18 protein-coding genes are annotated in these 16853 nt (G+C 68.0%); 9 read left to right on the plus strand and 9 right to left on the minus strand.

Annotated elements, in window-relative coordinates:
• Window positions 1–84 precede the first annotated feature (84 nt).
• Complete coding sequence (locus FV217_RS05230) at window positions 85–462, minus strand: YraN family protein (RefSeq protein ID WP_238230628.1); 378 nt, start codon at window positions 460–462, stop codon at window positions 85–87.
• A complete protein-coding gene (gene rsmI / locus FV217_RS05235) occupies window positions 449–1435 on the minus strand; it encodes a 16S rRNA (cytidine(1402)-2'-O)-methyltransferase (protein WP_147814996.1) in 987 nt (328 codons plus the stop codon). The genes FV217_RS05230 and rsmI overlap by 14 nt, the downstream gene beginning before the upstream one ends.
• A 132-nt stretch (window positions 1436–1567) precedes the next feature.
• On the opposite strand from rsmI, the gene FV217_RS05240 reads away from it, so the two are divergent.
• Window positions 1568–2788 (plus strand): penicillin-binding protein activator, encoded by a 1221-nt coding sequence (locus tag FV217_RS05240; RefSeq protein ID WP_147814998.1) that lies wholly within the window; start codon window positions 1568–1570, stop codon window positions 2786–2788.
• Window positions 2789–2794: 6 nt separating this feature from the next.
• Here the strand turns inward: FV217_RS05240 and hemW are convergent, their stop codons facing one another.
• From hemW to ssb, 4 genes are all read right to left on the minus strand, one after another.
• A complete protein-coding gene (hemW, locus tag FV217_RS05245; protein ID WP_147815000.1) occupies window positions 2795–3973 on the minus strand; it encodes a radical SAM family heme chaperone HemW in 1179 nt (392 codons plus the stop codon).
• 35 nt (window positions 3974–4008) lie between these two features.
• The gene (gene rdgB / locus FV217_RS05250) at window positions 4009–4644 is read right to left on the minus strand and encodes an RdgB/HAM1 family non-canonical purine NTP pyrophosphatase (protein WP_147815002.1); all 636 of its coding nucleotides are present in this window, start codon (window positions 4642–4644) and stop codon (window positions 4009–4011) included.
• A complete protein-coding gene (gene rph, locus FV217_RS05255; protein WP_147815004.1) occupies window positions 4641–5354 on the minus strand; it encodes a ribonuclease PH in 714 nt (237 codons plus the stop codon). The genes rdgB and rph overlap by 4 nt, the downstream gene beginning before the upstream one ends.
• Before the next feature lie 91 nt (window positions 5355–5445).
• Window positions 5446–6030: a single-stranded DNA-binding protein gene (gene ssb, locus FV217_RS05260; RefSeq protein WP_147815006.1), complete on the minus strand. Its 585-nt coding sequence runs from the start codon at window positions 6028–6030 to the stop codon at window positions 5446–5448.
• A 393-nt stretch (window positions 6031–6423) separates the two neighbouring features.
• Between ssb and gyrA the strand changes: the two genes are divergently transcribed.
• From gyrA to FV217_RS05290, 6 genes are all read left to right on the plus strand, one after another.
• On the plus strand, window positions 6424–9189 hold the full coding sequence (gene gyrA / locus FV217_RS05265; RefSeq protein ID WP_147815008.1) for a DNA gyrase subunit A: 2766 nt from the start codon (window positions 6424–6426) through the stop codon (window positions 9187–9189).
• Window positions 9190–9294: 105 nt separating this feature from the next.
• A complete protein-coding gene (gene coaD, locus FV217_RS05270) occupies window positions 9295–9804 on the plus strand; it encodes a pantetheine-phosphate adenylyltransferase (protein ID WP_147815010.1) in 510 nt (169 codons plus the stop codon).
• A 15-nt stretch (window positions 9805–9819) separates the two neighbouring features.
• The gene (locus tag FV217_RS05275; protein WP_147815012.1) at window positions 9820–10362 is read left to right on the plus strand and encodes a peptidylprolyl isomerase; all 543 of its coding nucleotides are present in this window, start codon (window positions 9820–9822) and stop codon (window positions 10360–10362) included.
• A 7-nt stretch (window positions 10363–10369) separates the two neighbouring features.
• Window positions 10370–10855 (plus strand): hypothetical protein, encoded by a 486-nt coding sequence (locus FV217_RS05280; RefSeq protein ID WP_238230633.1) that lies wholly within the window; start codon window positions 10370–10372, stop codon window positions 10853–10855.
• Window positions 10856–11218: 363 nt separating this feature from the next.
• A complete protein-coding gene (locus tag FV217_RS05285; RefSeq protein ID WP_147815014.1) occupies window positions 11219–11680 on the plus strand; it encodes a peptidylprolyl isomerase in 462 nt (153 codons plus the stop codon).
• A 132-nt stretch (window positions 11681–11812) separates the two neighbouring features.
• Window positions 11813–12559, plus strand: a complete 747-nt coding sequence (locus tag FV217_RS05290) for a hypothetical protein (protein ID WP_147815016.1) — start codon at window positions 11813–11815, stop codon at window positions 12557–12559.
• Window positions 12560–12573: 14 nt separating this feature from the next.
• Here FV217_RS05290 and mobA read toward each other — a convergent pair whose 3' ends face one another.
• From mobA to FV217_RS23315, 3 genes are all read right to left on the minus strand, one after another.
• On the minus strand, window positions 12574–13206 hold the full coding sequence (gene mobA / locus FV217_RS05295; protein ID WP_147815018.1) for a molybdenum cofactor guanylyltransferase MobA: 633 nt from the start codon (window positions 13204–13206) through the stop codon (window positions 12574–12576).
• A gap of 10 nt (window positions 13207–13216) precedes the next feature.
• Window positions 13217–14350 (minus strand): Mrp/NBP35 family ATP-binding protein, encoded by a 1134-nt coding sequence (locus FV217_RS05300; protein WP_147815020.1) that lies wholly within the window; start codon window positions 14348–14350, stop codon window positions 13217–13219.
• Between the two features lie 103 nt (window positions 14351–14453).
• Entirely contained in the window at window positions 14454–14732 is a 279-nt protein-coding gene (locus FV217_RS23315; RefSeq protein WP_147815130.1) for a hypothetical protein, read from the minus strand.
• Window positions 14733–14852: 120 nt separating this feature from the next.
• Here FV217_RS23315 and FV217_RS05310 point away from each other — a divergent pair, with 120 nt between their 5' ends.
• On the plus strand, window positions 14853–15356 hold the full coding sequence (locus tag FV217_RS05310) for a pyridoxamine 5'-phosphate oxidase family protein (RefSeq protein WP_147815022.1): 504 nt from the start codon (window positions 14853–14855) through the stop codon (window positions 15354–15356).
• 145 nt (window positions 15357–15501) lie between these two features.
• Window positions 15502–16794 carry a nicotinate phosphoribosyltransferase gene (gene pncB / locus FV217_RS05315; RefSeq protein WP_147815024.1) on the plus strand — a complete coding sequence of 431 codons (1293 nt, stop codon included), beginning with the start codon at window positions 15502–15504 and terminating at the stop codon, window positions 16792–16794.
• Window positions 16795–16853: the final 59 nt, after the last annotated feature.

Here is a 16853-nt window from a genome sequence, read left to right on the forward strand (position 1 = left end):
CGGAACCCACTCGATACGCGGCGTTCGTTCGTGGATTTCGGAGGCCCGCCTACGGCTAAACCCCGAATGACCGTGCGGGGACTCTCACCCACCCTCGATCGCGAAAGCGTCGATCAGGTGCACCGGCCAGGCCCGGCGCGCGACGAACACCGCGTCCGCCCGCAGCGTTGCATCAGGCGGCAGTGGATTGCGCGACAGCCAGACCCTGACCGCTCGGGAGAACCGGGCGCGCTTCCGGGCATCGATCGCCCCCTGCGCATCGGCGAGCGTCGCCCGCGACTTGACCTCGACGAACACGATGGTCCGCCCGCGCCTGACGATCAGGTCGATCTCACCGCCGGCCGCGCTGTAGCGTCGTGCGAGCGGACGGTAGCCTTTCAGCAGCAACGCGACGAGCGCCAGGGTCTCGCCGTCGAGACCGCGAATGTAGGTAGCGCGGCGGCGGGTCTCAGGCGCCGTCATCGCTGCGGCGGGCGAGGGCCAGGGCGCGGGCATAGACGACGCGCTTCTGCTGGCCGGTCTCGTCTGCGACAAGGGCCGCCGCATCCTTGATCGAGTGGCGTGTCAGCGCCACCACGATCCGCGCGTCGAGATCTTCATCGGCGCCTTCCGCGACCTCCTCGACCGCCGTGCCGATCACCACTACGACCTCGCCCTTCGGCGCGCCCTCCTCCGCAAAGGTCTCTGCGAGCGAGCCGAGGCTTCCGCGCCGGATCGTCTCGTAGAACTTGGTGAGTTCGCGTGCGACCGCGGCCGGCCGGCTGCCGCCGAGGATCGCGGCGGCATCCGCCAGCATCTCCGGCAGGCGGTGGGGCGACTCGAACAGCACGAGGGTGCCCGGGATCGCGCCGAGCGCTTCGAGCCGATTGCGCCGTGCGCCCGACTTCTGCGGCAAAAAACCCTCGAAGAAGAAGCGGTCGGTGGGCAGGCCAGCCGCCACGATCGCCGTCATGACCGCCGAAGGTCCGGGGATCGGGGTGACGGCGATCCCGGCGGCGATCGCCGCGCCGACGAGCTTGTAGCCCGGGTCGGAGACGAGCGGCGTGCCTGCATCGGAGACCAGCGCCAGGGTCTCGCCGCCTTGCATCCGCAGGATCATCCGCTCCCGTACGGCCTCGTTCGAATGCTCGTGGTAGGCCACGAGCGGCGTCGTGATCCCGTAATGCATCATCAGCGTGCGGGTGACGCGGGTATCCTCGGCCAGTACCGCATCCGCCGCGGCCAGCGTCGCCAGCGCGCGGAAGGTGACGTCGCGAAGATTCCCGATCGGCGTCGCGACGATGTAGAGGCCGGCCGGCAGCGGCTCCGCCTCGGCGGCGAGGCCGAAGGCCGTAAAGGTCCCCGGCGTCTTTATGTGAGAGGCCTCGGGGCTTCCGTCCGGCGGAGGCGTGCGCGTGCCGGGCTTCTGCCCACGCTTGTCGATTCGCTGTGTCATGGGAACGACAATGCCACGGTCGCGCAGCCTTGCAGACCGCTGCGAACGCCCGCCTCGCATTTACTTTTCGCAGGCGCACCGACATCGTGCCGCGATCCAAACCGCGCGGGAGGGAATTCTGGAGGCTGTTCGATGAGCTGTGACCGCCCAAGGTTTTTCGGAAACGCCTATGGTGCCGCTGTTGGGCTGCTGGCCTTGGCGCTGAGCGCCTGTGTCGGCGGGACGGACGCGCCGCGCTCGCGCCCCGAGGCCATCGCTCCGCAAGCCGAAGCGCCTCCAGCCGATCCGGCGACGCCGCGTGCGAACCAAATCGGCTCGGGCAGCGTGAAGGTCGCGCTGATCGTGCCGCTGACGGGCCAGGGCGCGACCGTCGGCGCGGCTTTGCGCAACGCAGCCGAACTCGCCTTCGAGGACTTTCAAAAACCCGATCTCAGCATCGTCGTGAAGGACGATCGCGGCACGCCCGAGGGCGCGCGCGAGGCGGCCCAGGCGGCCTTGGCCGAGGGCGCGGAACTCGTGCTCGGCCCGCTCTTCGCGGCGAACGTCGCCGCCGTCGGCGCGCCGGTGCGCAATGCCGGCAAACCCGTCATCGCCTTCTCGACGGATGCGGCGGTGGCGGCGCGCGGCGTCTACCTCATCAGCTTCCTGCCGCAATCCGAAGTCGACCGCGTCGTTGACGAGGCCACTGCCGGCGGCCGCCGCTCCTTCGCCGCGCTGATTCCCGAGACGACCTACGGCAACGCGGTGGAGGCGCAGTTCCGTGAAGCCGTTGCGCGCAAGGGCGCCCGCCTCGTCGGCGTGGAGCGCTACGCCCCCGCCGATCCCGGCGCCGCCGTCGAACGGCTGAAAGGCGTTATCGCCGGACCGGGCGCGCAGGCCGACGCGCTATTCCTGCCGGGCGCGGTCGACGGGCTCGTCACCATGGGCGCCGCCCTGACCAAAACCGGCTTCTCGCCCGCACGCGTTCGGCCGGTCGGCACGGCGCTCTGGAACGACCCGCGCGTGCTGGCGCTGCCGGCCTTCCAGGGCGGTATGTTCGCCGCCCCCGACACTGCCGGCTTCGCCTCTTTCGCGCAGCGCTATCAGGCCCGCTTCGGCGCGACCCCTCCACGGGTGGCGTCGCTCGGCTACGACGCAGTCTCGCTGACCGCAGCGCTCACCAAGCAATACGGTACGCAACGCTTCACCGACACGACGCTGACGGTGCCCTCGGGCTTTGCGGGAATCGACGGGACGTTCCGGTTCAAGCCGGAGGGGACGAGCGAGCGGGCACTGGCGGTCTATGAGATCCGCGGTAATGCTGCGGCAGTCGTGAGCCCGGCGCCGAAATCGCTAGGTCCGTCGGGGATCTGAAGACGATCAACCGGCCAATTCGGCCACCAACGCGTTGAGCACAGGCGCCCCCCGCGCCGTCGCGGCAATGCGACCCGTCCCGGTCCGCGCAATCAACCCGTCGCCAAGCAGCATCTCGATGCGGCCGGGATGGAGCGCCCTCCCCTTGAGTATCGCGTAGCGGTCCGGGTCTATACCCTCGGCTAGCCGCAGGCCCATCATCAGATACTCGTCACCCTGCGCGTCGGGCGTGAGCGCCTCGGTCTCGACGATGCCGTGGCCGTCACGCTCGACGCGGGCTAGCCAAGCTTCGGGCGCCTTCTCCGTCACCGTGCCGGTGCGGCCCTTGGGCAGGACGAGGCGTCCATGGGCGCCGGGGCCGATGCCGGCATACTCGCCGTAGCGCCAGTAGAGCAGGTTGTGGCGCGACTGCGCACCGGGGCGCGCATGGTTCGAGATCTCGTAGGCCGAGAGGCCGGCCCGGTCGCAGACCTCCTGCGTTACGTCGTAGAGGGCGCGCGATGCGTCGTCGTCCGGCGGCACCAGCCTCCCGGCCTTAGCGAGGCCGAAGAACGGCGTGCCGGGCTCGATGGTGAGCTGATAGAGCGAGAGGTGCTCAGCCGCATGGGCGATCGCCTCGGTCAGCTCGGCACGCCAGGCCCCCGGCGTCTGGCGCGGGCGGGCGTAGATCAGGTCGAAGGAGTACCGCTCGAAATGGGCGGCGGCCGTTTCGACTGCGGCGAGCGCCTCGGCGACGCTGTGCAGGCGGCCCAGCGCCTTCAGGTCCGGATCGTTCAGCGCCTGCACCCCGAGCGAGACGCGGTTGACGCCCGCTGCGCGATAACCCCGGAAGCGGCCCGCCTCGACACTGGTGGGATTGGCCTCCAGCGTGATCTCGACATCGGGCGTCGTGCCCCACGCGGCGGCGACAGCATCGAGCAGGCCGGCCACGGTCTCCGGTTTCATCAGCGACGGCGTGCCCCCACCCAGAAAAATGCTGGAGACCGTGCGGCCGGGCGTCCGGGCCGCGGTATGGGCGATCTCGGCCTTGAAGGCAGCGAGGAAGCGCACCTCGTCCACGGGCGCGTAGCGGACATGGCTGTTGAAATCGCAATACGGGCACTTCGAGGCGCAGAACGGCCAGTGCAGGTAGATGCCGAAGCCCGCGTCGCGGGTCGGGTGGTCCGGCACTTCGGAATGGGACATGGGTCTCAGATGCGCGCGCAGCCGACCGGACGCAATCAGGCCGGACGGCGCAGGCAGGCGGCGGCGAGCAGCACGAAGGCGCGGGCGCGGTGCGAGAGCGCGGCCCCACTCTGCCAATCCACCCCGTGCTTCTCCTGCGAGGACATCTCGCCGAAGGTGCGATCGAACCCGTCGGGCAGGAACAGCGGATCGTAGCCGAAGCCGAGGGTTCCGCGCGGCGGGACGAGGTTGCCGTGGACGCGACCCTCGAACAGTTCGGTGTGGCCGTCGGGCCAGGCCAGCACGAGCGCCGAGACGAAATGCGCGCGGGTCGAGGGCGTGCCGCGCCGGGCGACTTCCTCTGCGATCCGGGCCATGGCGCCCGAAAAATTCTTGTCCGGGCCGGCCCAGCGGGCCGAAAAGATCCCCGGAGCGCCGTCGAGCGCTTCGACGCAGAGGCCGGAATCGTCGGCGAAGGCCGGCAGGCCCGAGGCTTGAGCCGCCGCATGCGCCTTGATGGCCGCGTTCTCCGCGAACATCGTGCCGGGCTCGTCGGGCTCGGGCAGGTTCAGCTCGCCGGCCGAGACCGCCGCAATACCGAAGGGCGCGAGCAGCTCGCGCATCTCCACGAGCTTGCCGGCATTGTGGGTCGCGATGACGACGCGGCCCGCTAGGAGGCGCGGCGTGCTCACGCGATGGTCTGCTTCTGTAGGGCGACGAGCTCCGAGATGCCGCCGCGGGCGAGACGGAGCAGTTCCAGGAACTGCTCTTCGGAAAACGGCTCCTGCTCCGCGGTGCCCTGCACCTCGACGATGCCGCCCTTGCCGGTCATCACGAAGTTCGCATCGGTGTCGGCGGCCGAGTCCTCCACGTATTCGAGGTCGAGCACCGGGGTGCCCTTGTAGATGCCGCAGGAGACGGCGGCGACGTGATCGCGCAGGGGGTCTACCGAGATGATCGAACGGGCGCGCATCCACGAAAAGCACTCGTGCAGGGCGACCCAGGCGCCGGTGATGGCGGCTGTGCGGGTGCCGCCATCGGCCTGCAGCACGTCGCAATCGATCGAAATCTGCTTCTCGCCGATCGCGGGGAGGTTCGTCACGGCGCGCAAGCTACGGCCGATCAGGCGCTGGATTTCCTGCGTACGGCCGGAAGGCTTGCCGGAATTCACCTCGCGGCGGGTGCGCTCGTGCGTGGCGCGCGGCAGCATGGAATATTCGGCCGTGATCCAGCCTTTGCCGGAGCCGCGCAGCCAGGGCGGACCGCGCTCTTCGAGGGAGGCCGTGCAGAGCACCTTGGTCTCGCCGAAGGTGACGAGACAGGAGCCTTCCGCATAGCGGGCGACGGCCCGCTCGAGCGTGACCTTGCGCATCGCGTCCGGAGCGCGCTTCGAAGGCCGCATCCTCGTCTCCCATGCCGTGTGATGAGGCCGGGCTCTTAGGCTCCCCCGCCGCGGGCGGCAACCCGCGACGGAGGATGGCTACCAGACCGGCCTAGAACGGGATGTCGTCGTCGAGATCGTAGCTCGGGCGGCCGCCGCCCGAGCTGCTGCCGCTGCCACCACCGCCGGCCGGCTTGCGGTCGCCGCCGCCACCGGAAGAACGGCCTCCGCCGTAATCGCCGCCCCCGCCGGAACGGCCACCACCGCCGCCGCCGTAATCGCCGCCGCGGCTGATCTGGCCGCCGCCATCGTCATCGCTGCCGGCGAAGTCGCCGCCGCCGCCGGCACGGCCGTCGAGCAGGGTTATCTCACCGCGGAAACGCTGCAGCACCACCTCGGTGGTGTACTTCTCGACGCCTGACTGGTCGGTCCATTTGCGGGTCTGGAGCTGACCCTCGATGTACACCTTCGAGCCCTTGCGCAGGTACTGCTCGGCGACGCGGGCGAGGTTCTCGTTGTAGATCACGACCGAGTGCCACTCGGTCTTCTCCTTGCGCTCGCCGCTCGCCTTGTCCTTCCAGGATTCCGAGGTCGCGAGCCGGAGGTTCACCACCGGATCGCCCGAGGCCAGCCGGCGCGTTTCGGGATCGCGCCCGAGATTGCCCACCAGGATCACCTTGTTGACGCTGCCCGCCATGCCTCTCTCCTACCGTCCGATCTCACGAGGGCCGTTCGCCCGGCCGAACTCATGGCGGGCGAAGCGAGCCGCGGCAACCCGGTCGCGGCGTTTGTACCCGTCAACCACAGCCGATGTTTGTTCTATATTTGTTCGATCTCCGTCGCAAGCGAACCGCCTGATCTATCCACCGGCGACAATGGTCTTCGCGGGGCGATCCTGTTAGCTGTCGATCCCTGTCGGATCGGGGGGCGAGCGGGTTGCGCCGGTCCTGCGAAATGACTAATTAACCACTTGAAATCACACGGTCTTCTCTAAACGCCGCGAGCACCTTCCGAAGGTGCAGGATCGAATGGCCGGGCCCCCTGCCCCGCCGCTTCGGAAGCCGACACCTCGATAGACGGACACAAGAGCTTGGCAGACAACGACAAGTCCGGCGCGGGCGATCCTCCGACGCCGCCGGCCAACGACATCAAGCCGGTCTCGATCACCGACGAGATGCGCCGCTCCTACCTGGATTACGCGATGAGCGTGATCGTGAGCCGGGCGCTGCCGGATGCGCGCGACGGGCTCAAGCCGGTGCATCGGCGCATCCTCTACTCGGCCTACGAGAGCGGCTTCCTGCCCGAGCGGCGCTACGTGAAATCGGCCCGCATCGTCGGCGACGTGATCGGTCAGTACCATCCGCACGGCGACCAATCGATCTACGACGCCTTGGTCCGCATGGCCCAAGAGTTCTCGATGCGCCTGATGCTCATCGACGGGCAGGGCAATTTCGGCTCGGTCGACGGCGATCCGCCGGCGGCGATGCGCTACACCGAATCGCGGCTGGCCAAGCCTGCGATGTCGCTGCTCGCCGACATCGACAAGAACACCGTCAACTTCCAGTCGAACTACGACGACACCCGCGAAGAGCCGACGGTCCTTCCGGCGCGCTTCCCGAACCTGCTCGTCAACGGCGCCGGCGGCATCGCCGTCGGCATGGCGACCAACATTCCGCCGCACAATCTCGGCGAACTGATCGACGCCTGCTTCGCCCTGATGGACGATCCGGGCATGACGATCGAGGCGTTGACCGAGATCGTGCCCGGACCCGATTTCCCCACCGGCGGCTCGATCCTCGGCCGGGCCGGCACGCGGCAGGCCTACGCCACCGGTCGCGGCTCAATCATCATGCGGGCGAAGTCGCAGGTCGAGGAGCTGCGCAAGGAGCGCGAGGCTCTGATCTTCACCGAGATCCCGTATCAGGTGAACAAGGCGACGCTGATCGAGAAGATCGCGGAGCTGGTGAAGGAGAAGCGGATCGAGGGCATCTCCGATCTGCGCGACGAATCCGACCGCGACGGCATGCGCATCGTGGTCGAGATCAAGCGCGACGCGATGGCCGAGGTGGTGCTGAACCAGCTCTATCGGTTCACGCCGCTGCAGAGCTCCTTCGGCGCCAACATGGTCGCGCTGAACGGCGGCCGCCCCGAGCTGATGAACCTGAAGGACCTCCTCACCGCCTTCATCGATTTTCGCGAAGAGGTCGTCTCCAGGCGGACGAAGTTCCTTCTCAACAAGGCCCGCGAGCGCGCCCACGTCCTGTGCGGCCTCGCCATCGCCGTCGCCAACATCGACGAGGTTATCCGCCTGATCCGGACCTCGCCGGATCCGAACACGGCGCGCGAAGCCCTGATGGGCCGCGACTGGCCGGCCTTCGACATCGCCCCGCTGATCGCGCTGGTCGACGACCCGCGCCATCGCGTGAAGGAAGACGGCAGCTACCGGCTCTCCGAGGTCCAGGCCCGCGCCATCCTCGATCTGCGCCTGCAGCGCCTCACGGCTCTCGGCCGCGACGAGATCGGCGACGAGTTGAAGAAGCTGGCCGAAGAGATCGCCGACTACCTCGACATCCTGCGCTCGCGCGCCCGGATTCAGGCCATCGTCAAGACCGAGCTTGCGGAGGTCAAAGAGGCCTTCGCCACGCCGCGCAAGACCGTCATCCTCGACTACGATTCGAACGTCGACGACGAGGACCTGATCCAGCGCGAGGACATGGTCGTCACCGTGTCCCATGCCGGCTACGTCAAGCGCGTGCCGCTCTCGACCTATCGGGCTCAGCGCCGCGGCGGCAAAGGCCGCACCGGTATGTCGACCCGCGACGAGGATTTCGTCACCCGGCTGTTCGTGGCCAACACCCACACGCCGGTGCTGTTCTTCTCCGACCAGGGGCAGGCCTACAAGGAGAAGGTCTGGCGCCTGCCGGTGGCCGCGCCGAACGCCAAGGGCAAGGCCCTCGTCAACATCCTGCAGCTGCAGAACGAGGGTGAGCGCATCACCACGATCATGCCGCTACCGGAGGACGAGGCCTCCTGGGAGACGCTCGACGTGATGTTCGCGACCGCCAGCGGCAACGTCCGGCGCAACAAGCTGTCCGACTTCGTGGTGGTGAACCGCAACGGCAAGATCGCCATGAAGCTCGATGAGGGCGACCACATCGTCCATGTCGAGATCTGCCGCGCCGACCAGAACGTGCTGCTGACGACTGCCAACGGCCAGTGCATCCGCTTCCCCGTCGAGGACGTGCGCGTCTTCAAGGGACGCGACTCCACCGGCGTGCGCGGCGTCAATCTGGCCAAGGACGACAAGGTCATTTCGATGGCGATCCTCAACGCCTTCGATGCCTCGCCGGAGGAGCGCTCGGGCTATCTCAAGATGCGCCGCGCCGTGATCGGCGAGCCGGGCGAAGAGGCCGGCGAGACGGGCGCCGAAGCAGAGGCCGACGAGGGCGTGGCGGAAGCCGCGATCTCCCTAGAGCGCTACGAGGAAATGGGAGCTCGCGAGCAGTTCGTCCTCACCCTGTCGGAGCGCGGCTACGGCAAGCGCACCTCGTCCTTCGAGTACCGGACCTCGGGCCGTGGCGGTAAGGGCATCACCGCGATGCGGGTCAACGCCCGCAACGGCAGCCTGATCGCCTCGTTCCCGGTGGAGCCGAGCGACCAGATCATGCTCGTCACCAATGCCGGCCAGCTCATCCGCGTGCCGGTGGACGACATCCGCATCGTCGGCCGCGCCTCGCAGGGCGTGACGGTCTTCAACACCGACAAGGCCGAACGGGTCGTCTCCGTCGAGCACATCGAGGGTGAGGACGGCATGGAGGTCGAGATCGAGGATGAGGGCGGCGGCGAGCAGGCCTGAGCTCCGTCATTCCAGGTTCGCGCCTTCGGCGCGCCCCGGAATGACGCCAGCGCAAGGTCGACACCCGGTTTCGTTCCCCCCCAAAATGCTCTACCTCCCAGCGCGATGACCCGCACAGCGCTTTATGCCGGCTCGTTCGATCCGGTGACGAATGGCCATCTCGACGTGGTGCGTCAGGCGAGCCGCCTGGCCCAGCGTCTCGTGCTGGCGATCGGCGTGCATCCGGGCAAAGCTCCGATGTTTTCGGCCGAAGAGCGGGCCGAACTTCTCAAACAGACCTGTGCGCCGCTGGCCGAGGCGGAGGGCTGCGGGGTCGAGATCGTCACCTTCGACGATCTGGCGGTCTCGGTGGCTCGGCGGCATGGGGCCAGCGTGTTCATCCGCGGCCTGCGCGACGGCACCGACCTCGACTACGAGATGCAGCTCGCCGGCATGAACGCCACCATGGCGCCGGAGGTGCAGACCGTGTTCCTTCCGGCCTCGACCGGCGTCCGGCCGATCACGGCGACCCTGGTGCGCCAGATCGCGGCCATGGGCGGGGACGTGTCGCCCTTCGTGCCGCGGCTCGTCGCCGAGCGCCTCGCCGCACGCTTCGCAGAATCCAAGACGACCTGAGGAGATCACACCATTATGAACCGCCGGCTTGCCGTCCTCACGCTCGCGCTGACCGCCGCGCTCGGGCTGTCCGCGCCCGCGCGGGCAGCGGATTCCAACACCGTCTACCTCGAGACCAAGGATGGTCGCGTCACGATCGAGCTACGTCCCGAGATTGCACCGAAGCACGTCAAGCAAATGAAGACTTTGATCGGCAAGGGCTTTTACGACGGCCTGAAGTTCCATCGCGTCATGGACGGCTTCATGGCGCAGACCGGTGACCCCAAAGGCAACGGCACCGGCGGATCGAGCTTGCCGAACATCCCGGCCGAGTTCTCTTCCGCGCCGTTCAAGCGCGGCACCCTCGGCATGGCCCGCTCGGGCGATCCGAATTCCGCGAACTCGCAGTTCTTCATCTGCCTCGGTGATTCGCCGTTCCTCAACGGCCAGTACACCGTCGTCGGCGTCGTCACGAGCGGCATGGATGTCGTCGACAAGATCAAGAAGGCGGATCCCGGTGCACAGGGCGGCGCCGTGACGAACCCCGACAAGATCGTCTCGCTGAAGCTCGCGAACTGAGCGGGCGATGCGCCGGCTCGCTGCCATCTCGGTGATGGTCGCGGCGCTGCCGGCGTCGGCACTTGGCTACGGCCCGCTCCAGCCGCCCCTCAGCCTGCCCGATACCCTGCGCGGTACCGTCCAGGTTCCGCTGCAGGGCATGGCCGGGGGCGAAAAGCCTGTCGGCGGCAAACCGATCGATACCCTGCGCGACCTGTTTCCGGCGCTTGCCGCCTGCTGGCAGGCGCCGGAGGGGCTGGCCAAATTCGAACGCACGGAGATCACCGTGCGCTTCAGCCTGCGCCGGGACGGCTCGGTGATCGGAAGCCCGCGGATCACCTTCTCGCAGACGCCCGCCGACGCGCGCGGCAAGGCGCTTCTGATCGAAGCGAGCCTCTCTGCTGTCCGCCGCTGCACGCCGGCCCGGATCACGCCGGCTCTTGGCGGCGCCATTGCCGGGCGGCCGCTGGCGCTGCGCTTCGTCTACGAAGGCCCCAAGGGCCGGGGTGTCTGAGCGGTGCGACGGGCGCGATCCCTATGGTGCAGCAACGTCATGGGTAGAGTCCTGGCGAGCTTTGCAGCGCCACGAGTGCCTGCCGTCATGCGCCATACGATGGCGAAAGACGTGATGGGGTTGAGATCATCGTCCAGCTCATCCTAAACGACGCTGGCATGATCGGCGGCATTCTTCGACACCCCCTTCGTTGCCAGCGTTCCGATACCGACTGCGCGAGCGAACCTCGTCGCGGCAACCATGGCGTCCCTTCGAACCTGCACGCCCGTGCGAATCTCCCATGCTATGGCGGGCCGACTCGCCGGGCATATGATCGTCCTGCATCTCATCGACCGAAGACCGAAACCGTAAGGATCCGAAAGCATGGCTGAAACCAACGAGACCATCGTCCTGGAGACGACGAAGGGCCGCGTCGTGATCGCACTGCGCGCCGACCTCGCGCCGAACCATGTCGAGCGCATCAAGACGCTGGTCGGCCAGGGCTTCTATGACGGCGTGCCGTTCCACCGGGTCATCGACGGCTTCATGGCCCAGACCGGCGACCCGACCGGCACCGGCTCGGGCGGCTCCGAGCTTCCCGACCTGAACGCCGAGTTCAACGCCGAGCCGCACGTGCGCGGCACCTGCTCGATGGCGCGGACCAACTTCCCGCACTCGGCGAATTCTCAGTTCTTCATCTGCTTCGACAACGCCCGCTTCCTCGACAAGCAATACACCGTCTGGGGCAAGGTCGTCGAAGGGATGGACGTGGTCGACAGCCTGAACAAGGGCGAGCCGCCGCGCTCGCCGGACAAGATGGTCAAGGTGACCGTAGCAACCGCTTGAGCTATCTGAGTTTTCGCGGCGGCGAGGTCTCTCGCCGCCGCCGGCACGGTTGAACGCAGCGTTCTCGATCATGCGCCATCGGCTCGGTGATCCGCCTTCCTATGGTTTCACGCGCCGCAGCGAGTTTTTTCCATGATCCCCTGGGTTCATCTCGATACCGGCACCGTGCCCGGTGAGGACAGCACGCTGCGTCTGATGCGGCGCGGCGACGAGTTTTCCATCGTCGTCGGCACCATCGAACTCATGAACAACCGCCTCAGCGCCTCGGAGAAGGCGCTGGCGAACCTCGTCTGCGAACGCCTGCGCGGCCGGCCTCGCGTCCGCATGCTGATCGGCGGCCTGGGCATGGGCTTCACGTTGCGTGCCGCCCTCGACGACCTCGGCCCGGATGCCGCGATCGTCGTCGCCGAACTGGTGCCCGCCGTCGCCGCCTGGGCGCGCGGTCCCCTCTCCCATATCTTCGCCGGCATCCTCGACGATCCTCGAGTCGACCTGCGCGTGGACGATGTCGGCCGCCAGATTCGGCTGAAACCGGCGCAGTACGACGCGATCCTCCTTGATGTCGATAACGGCCCCGAGGGCCTGATGCGCCGCGAGAACGATCGTCTCTACGGCGTCGACGGGATCGGCCAGGCCCGCGCCGCGCTCCGCCCCGGCGGCATCCTCGGCGTCTGGTCGCAAGGGCCGGACCGGATGTTCAAGTCCCGCCTCGAGCGCTCGGGCTTCGCGGTCGAGGAGGTACGCGTGCGCGCCAACGGAGGCAGCGGCCGCCGTCACGTCCTCTGGATCGCCGCCCGGACGGGAGGGGTGCAGCCCGATGCCCGGCGCGGCGCCTCACGGATTTCGCGGCCCCGCCTCGGCCGCGCAGCCGCCGGCTGAGCGGGATCGCAGCGTCAGAGCCGCGATGCCGCAGCTGTATCCTTTAGAATCGCCTCGGCGGCCGCAAGGTCGGCGGGCGCGTTGACGTTGAGGAACGGATCGACCGGCTCGACGGGCCATTCGGAGATCGCGCTGCCGTGGCGCGCAATGAAGGCACCGAGGCGGCGCTCATCCCGTTCGCCAAGCGCAGCGCATAGGTCGCCGCGCAACGAGACGGGCCAGAGCGCGACGGCATAGTGATCGCGCCCGCCCGAAGCGGCGACGGCGATCGGGCAGCTGTCGTTCAACGCTCGATGCAGCCGCGCGACGAGATCCGGCGGCAGGAACGGCGTGTCGCTCGCCACGCTGACGACGTGGCTCACTCCCGGACGATGCCCGGCGGCGAAGTCGAGCCCCGCCAAAATGCCCGCAAGCGGTCCGGGATGGCCGCCGACGCTGTCGGGCAGGACCGGGCCTGCGAATTCGCGAAAGCGAGCCGGATCGCCGTTGGCGCTCAGCACCAGCCCGGCGGCGCATTGCGGCCCCAGCCGCTCCACCACGCGGTCGAGTAGGGTGCGGCCGCCGAGCCGAAGGAGCGGCTTGTCTCCTCCCCCCATCCGACGGGCGAGGCCGCCGGCCAGGATCACGCCGAGGGTCGGCGGCGTCATGGCGGGCGCGCTACTCGATGACGATGCGCGGCGCCGTACGGCCGGCCGGCGCTCCACTCAGGTTCGCCCAGAGCGTTTGAGCGATGTCGCGATAGATCTTGGCCTGCGGACCGTCCGGGTCCGTGGCGACGACCGGCCGGCCGGCGTCCGAGGTTTCGCGGATCGCCATGGTCAGCGGCACTTCGCCGAGGAACGGCACATCAAGCCGCGCCGCCTCCGCCCGCGCCCCGCCATGCCCGAAGATGTCGGAGGCGTGGCCGCAATTCGGGCAGATGAAAGTCGCCATATTCTCGACGATGCCGAGAATCGGCACCGAGACCTTCTTGAACATGGTCACGCCGCGCCGCGCATCGATCAGCGCCAGATCCTGCGGCGTCGAGACGATGACGGCGCCGGCCAGCGGCGTCGCCTGGGCCATGGTGAGTTGGGCGTCGCCGGTGCCGGGCGGCATATCGACGATGAGGATGTCGAGCTCGCCCCAGGCTACGTCGCGCAGCATCTGCGTGATGGCCGACTGCACCATCGGCCCGCGCCAGATCATCGCGGATTCCGCCTCGATCAGGAAACCGATCGACATGACCTTGAGGCCGTAGCCCTGCATGGGCTCCAGGGTCTTGCCCTCGATCACCCGGGGCTTGCCGGAGATGCCCAGCAGTTTCGGCATCGACGGGCCGTAGATGTCGGCATCGAGCATACCGACCCGCAGGCCCTGGGCGTGGAGCGCCAGAGCGAGGTTGCAGGCCGTCGTGGACTTGCCGACGCCGCCCTTGCCGGAGGCGACGGCGACGATGTGCTTGACGCCCGGCAACGCCGCGCCTGTGCGCGGCGGAGGCAGAGGCGTGCCCGGGCCGGGGCCGGATTGCTGCGGAGCCTGGGGCGGCGGCGCGTTCGGGCCACGCTCCGAGGTGAGGCTGGCGAAGACGCCGGAGACGCCGGGCATAGCAAGCACGCATCCCTCGGCCTCGCGACGCACGGTCTCGAAGCGCTCGGCCTCGCTCGGATCGATCAGGATCGAGAACATCACGCGGTTCGTCGCATCGACGACGACCTGCGAGAGCCGGCCGGAACCGGGCAGCGTCGTGCCGCCGCGATCGATCTTCACGGTCGACAGCGCATTGATCACGTCGTCACGGGTGATCGCCAAGGCATACTCCTCGCAGGCGACTGGCCCGCTCTCATCGGTCTTCTGGATGTACCGCCCATGTAACCCCGTGCGCCCGAAACGCCAGCCCGAACCGGAGCTTGCGTCACCGACGCTGTGACGGCGGAATCGCGATGAGATTGCACTGCTCCATCGGCCCACGCACTATCGAGCCGTCGCCGCGGCGATAGACTCCGTTCCGGACATGGCGGCAGCCCGACGGACCCGGAAGGCGCCTCACGCGCTCGATGTGCACGCTACGATAGCGACGGTTCGAAAAATCATGGCCGCCGATCTGCACACCAGGGCCAAACCGGACTTCGGCTGAAGCCGGCAAGGCCAGCAGCGCTCCGACCAAAACCGCGGCGACATGCGCTGGCTGCAGCGCCAACCACGCGCGTTTGCACCTGAACCAACCCGCCGCACGCCCGTTGTCGAGGCGCATTCCGGATGGCCGTCGCCGATGGCGGTCACGTCCGGGCACGGAGTTGGAGAGTTCAGACCCATGCATCAGGGCAATCACCGCGACCACGAAGGCGCGAAAAAGCTCTTCGAACTGATCAAGGACGTTAAGATCGCGATGATGACGACCGCCGATCCCGACGGCACGCTCAACAGCCGGCCGATGTGGAACAACGATGCCGACGAGAACGGCGACTTGTGGTTCTTCACCAAGCTGCACTCGCCGAAGACCGCCGAGATCAGCCGCGACAACCAGATCAACCTCAGCTTCTCCGATCCCTCGAAGCAGCATTACGTCTCGGTCGCCGGCAAGGCCGAGATCGTCACCGACCAATCGGTGATCGACTCGAAGTGGAATGCCAGCCTGAAGACTTGGTTCCCGAACGGCAAGGACGACCCGGAAGTGGCGCTGATCCGCGTCCATCCCGAGCAGGGCGAGTACTGGGACAGCCCCAACAGCACGATGGTCCACCTCTACGGCTTCGTGAAGGCCACGCTGACCGGCGAGAGCCCGAAGACGGAGACGAAGAAGGTCGATCTGGCCTGAGCGTGGCATAGACGGCGGCAATACGATGGGGCGGCGCTTCGAGGGGAGTGCCGCCCCATCGCGTTGACTTCGGCCTTGATCGACGGAAAGCCTCTCGTGGTGGCTGCCGGGTTTCGGCGCCGGACAGGGGTGCCGACCAAACGCGATGCTCGACCTCGCCACCCGCGCCCACGATCACAACTTCCGCATCGATCCGATCGTCCGGTCGCTGCTCGACACCGATTTCTACAAACTGTTGATGGCGCAGACGATCTTTCGCCGCCATCGCGACGTCGCCGTCACCTTCGGCATCCACAACCGAACGACCCGAATCCGCATCGCCGACGAGATCGACGCGGGCGAGTTGCGCGAGCAGCTTGACCATGCGCGCACGCTCCGGCTGTCGCGGGGCGAATCGACGTGGCTTCGCGGCAACGCCTTCTACGGGAAGCGCCGGATGTTCTCGGCCGAGTTCCTGGACTGGCTCGAGGGCTTCCAGCTGCCCGACTACGAACTCGCGGCGCGCGACGGCCAGTACGAGCTGACCTTCCACGGCCCCTGGATCGAGACCACTATGTGGGAGGTGCCGGCGCTGGCAATCCTCAACGAGCTGCGCTCGCGGGCAGTGCTGCGCGATCTCGGCAAGCTCGACCTGCAGGTGGTGTATGCCCGCGCGATGACGCGGGTCTGGGAGAAGATCGAGCGCCTGCACCGGTTGGCCGATCTCTCGATCGCCGATTTCGGCACCCGCCGCCGCCACGGCTTCCTCTGGCAGGACTGGTGCGTGCAGGCGATGGCGGAGGGCTTGGGCTCCCGCTTCCTCGGCACCTCCAACTGCCTGATCGCATTGCGCCGCGAGGTCGAGGCCGTTGGCACGAACGCGCACGAATTGCCGATGGTCTATGCCGCATTGGCGGATGACGACGCGGCCCTGGCGCAGGCCCCCTACGACGTCCTCGCCGACTGGCAGCAGGACTATGAGAGCAACCTGCTCGTCGCCCTGCCGGACACCTACGGCACCACCGGCTTTCTCGCAGGCGCGCCGGACTGGCTGACGGACTGGACCGGCATCCGCATCGACTCGAAGGATCCGATCGAAGGCGGCGAGGAAGCGATCCGCTTCTGGCGCTCCCGCGGCGCCGACCCGCGCGAAAAACTCGCGATCTTTTCGGACGGGCTCGATGTCGACGCGATCGAGACGATCCACGCGCATTTCCACGGGCGCGTGCGGATCGGCTACGGCTGGGGCACCCTGCTCACCAACGATTTTCGCGGCTTCGTGCCGGACGGACGGCTCGATCCGGTTTCGATCGTCTGCAAGGTGATCGAGACGGATGGCCGCCCGACCGTGAAGATCTCGGACAACCCATCGAAGGCCCAGGGGCCGGCGGCGGAGGTTGAACGCTACAAGCGGGTGTTTGGGGTCGGCGAGCAGATGGTGCAGCCGGTCGTGGTCTGACGCTATCCCCGGCCCATCGACCCTGCATGGAGCCCGTGCGGCCCCTCGCGTTGCACCGC

Source organism: Methylobacterium sp. WL9, assembly GCF_008040035.1.
Lineage (GTDB): Bacteria > Pseudomonadota > Alphaproteobacteria > Rhizobiales > Beijerinckiaceae > Methylobacterium > Methylobacterium thuringiense.

What these genes read in the sequence shown, in the direction of transcription:
- FV217_RS05230 (WP_238230628.1), bottom strand. Translation starts at nt 462, where the DNA reads ATGACGGCGCCTGAGACCCGCCGCCGCGCTACCTACATTCGCGGTCTC.
- rsmI (WP_147814996.1), bottom strand. Translation starts at nt 1,435, where the DNA reads ATGACACAGCGAATCGACAAGCGTGGGCAGAAGCCCGGCACGCGCACG.
- FV217_RS05240 (WP_147814998.1), top strand. Translation starts at nt 1,568, where the DNA reads ATGAGCTGTGACCGCCCAAGGTTTTTCGGAAACGCCTATGGTGCCGCT.
- hemW (WP_147815000.1), bottom strand. Translation starts at nt 3,973, where the DNA reads ATGTCCCATTCCGAAGTGCCGGACCACCCGACCCGCGACGCGGGCTTC.
- rph (WP_147815004.1), bottom strand. Translation starts at nt 5,354, where the DNA reads ATGCGGCCTTCGAAGCGCGCTCCGGACGCGATGCGCAAGGTCACGCTC.
- ssb (WP_147815006.1), bottom strand. Translation starts at nt 6,030, where the DNA reads ATGGCGGGCAGCGTCAACAAGGTGATCCTGGTGGGCAATCTCGGGCGC.
- coaD (WP_147815010.1), top strand. Translation starts at nt 9,295, where the DNA reads ATGACCCGCACAGCGCTTTATGCCGGCTCGTTCGATCCGGTGACGAAT.
- FV217_RS05275 (WP_147815012.1), top strand. Translation starts at nt 9,820, where the DNA reads ATGAACCGCCGGCTTGCCGTCCTCACGCTCGCGCTGACCGCCGCGCTC.
- FV217_RS05280 (WP_238230633.1), top strand. Translation starts at nt 10,370, where the DNA reads ATGCGCCGGCTCGCTGCCATCTCGGTGATGGTCGCGGCGCTGCCGGCG.
- FV217_RS05285 (WP_147815014.1), top strand. Translation starts at nt 11,219, where the DNA reads ATGGCTGAAACCAACGAGACCATCGTCCTGGAGACGACGAAGGGCCGC.
- FV217_RS05290 (WP_147815016.1), top strand. Translation starts at nt 11,813, where the DNA reads ATGATCCCCTGGGTTCATCTCGATACCGGCACCGTGCCCGGTGAGGAC.
- mobA (WP_147815018.1), bottom strand. Translation starts at nt 13,206, where the DNA reads ATGACGCCGCCGACCCTCGGCGTGATCCTGGCCGGCGGCCTCGCCCGT.
- FV217_RS05310 (WP_147815022.1), top strand. Translation starts at nt 14,853, where the DNA reads ATGCATCAGGGCAATCACCGCGACCACGAAGGCGCGAAAAAGCTCTTC.
- pncB (WP_147815024.1), top strand. Translation starts at nt 15,502, where the DNA reads ATGCTCGACCTCGCCACCCGCGCCCACGATCACAACTTCCGCATCGAT.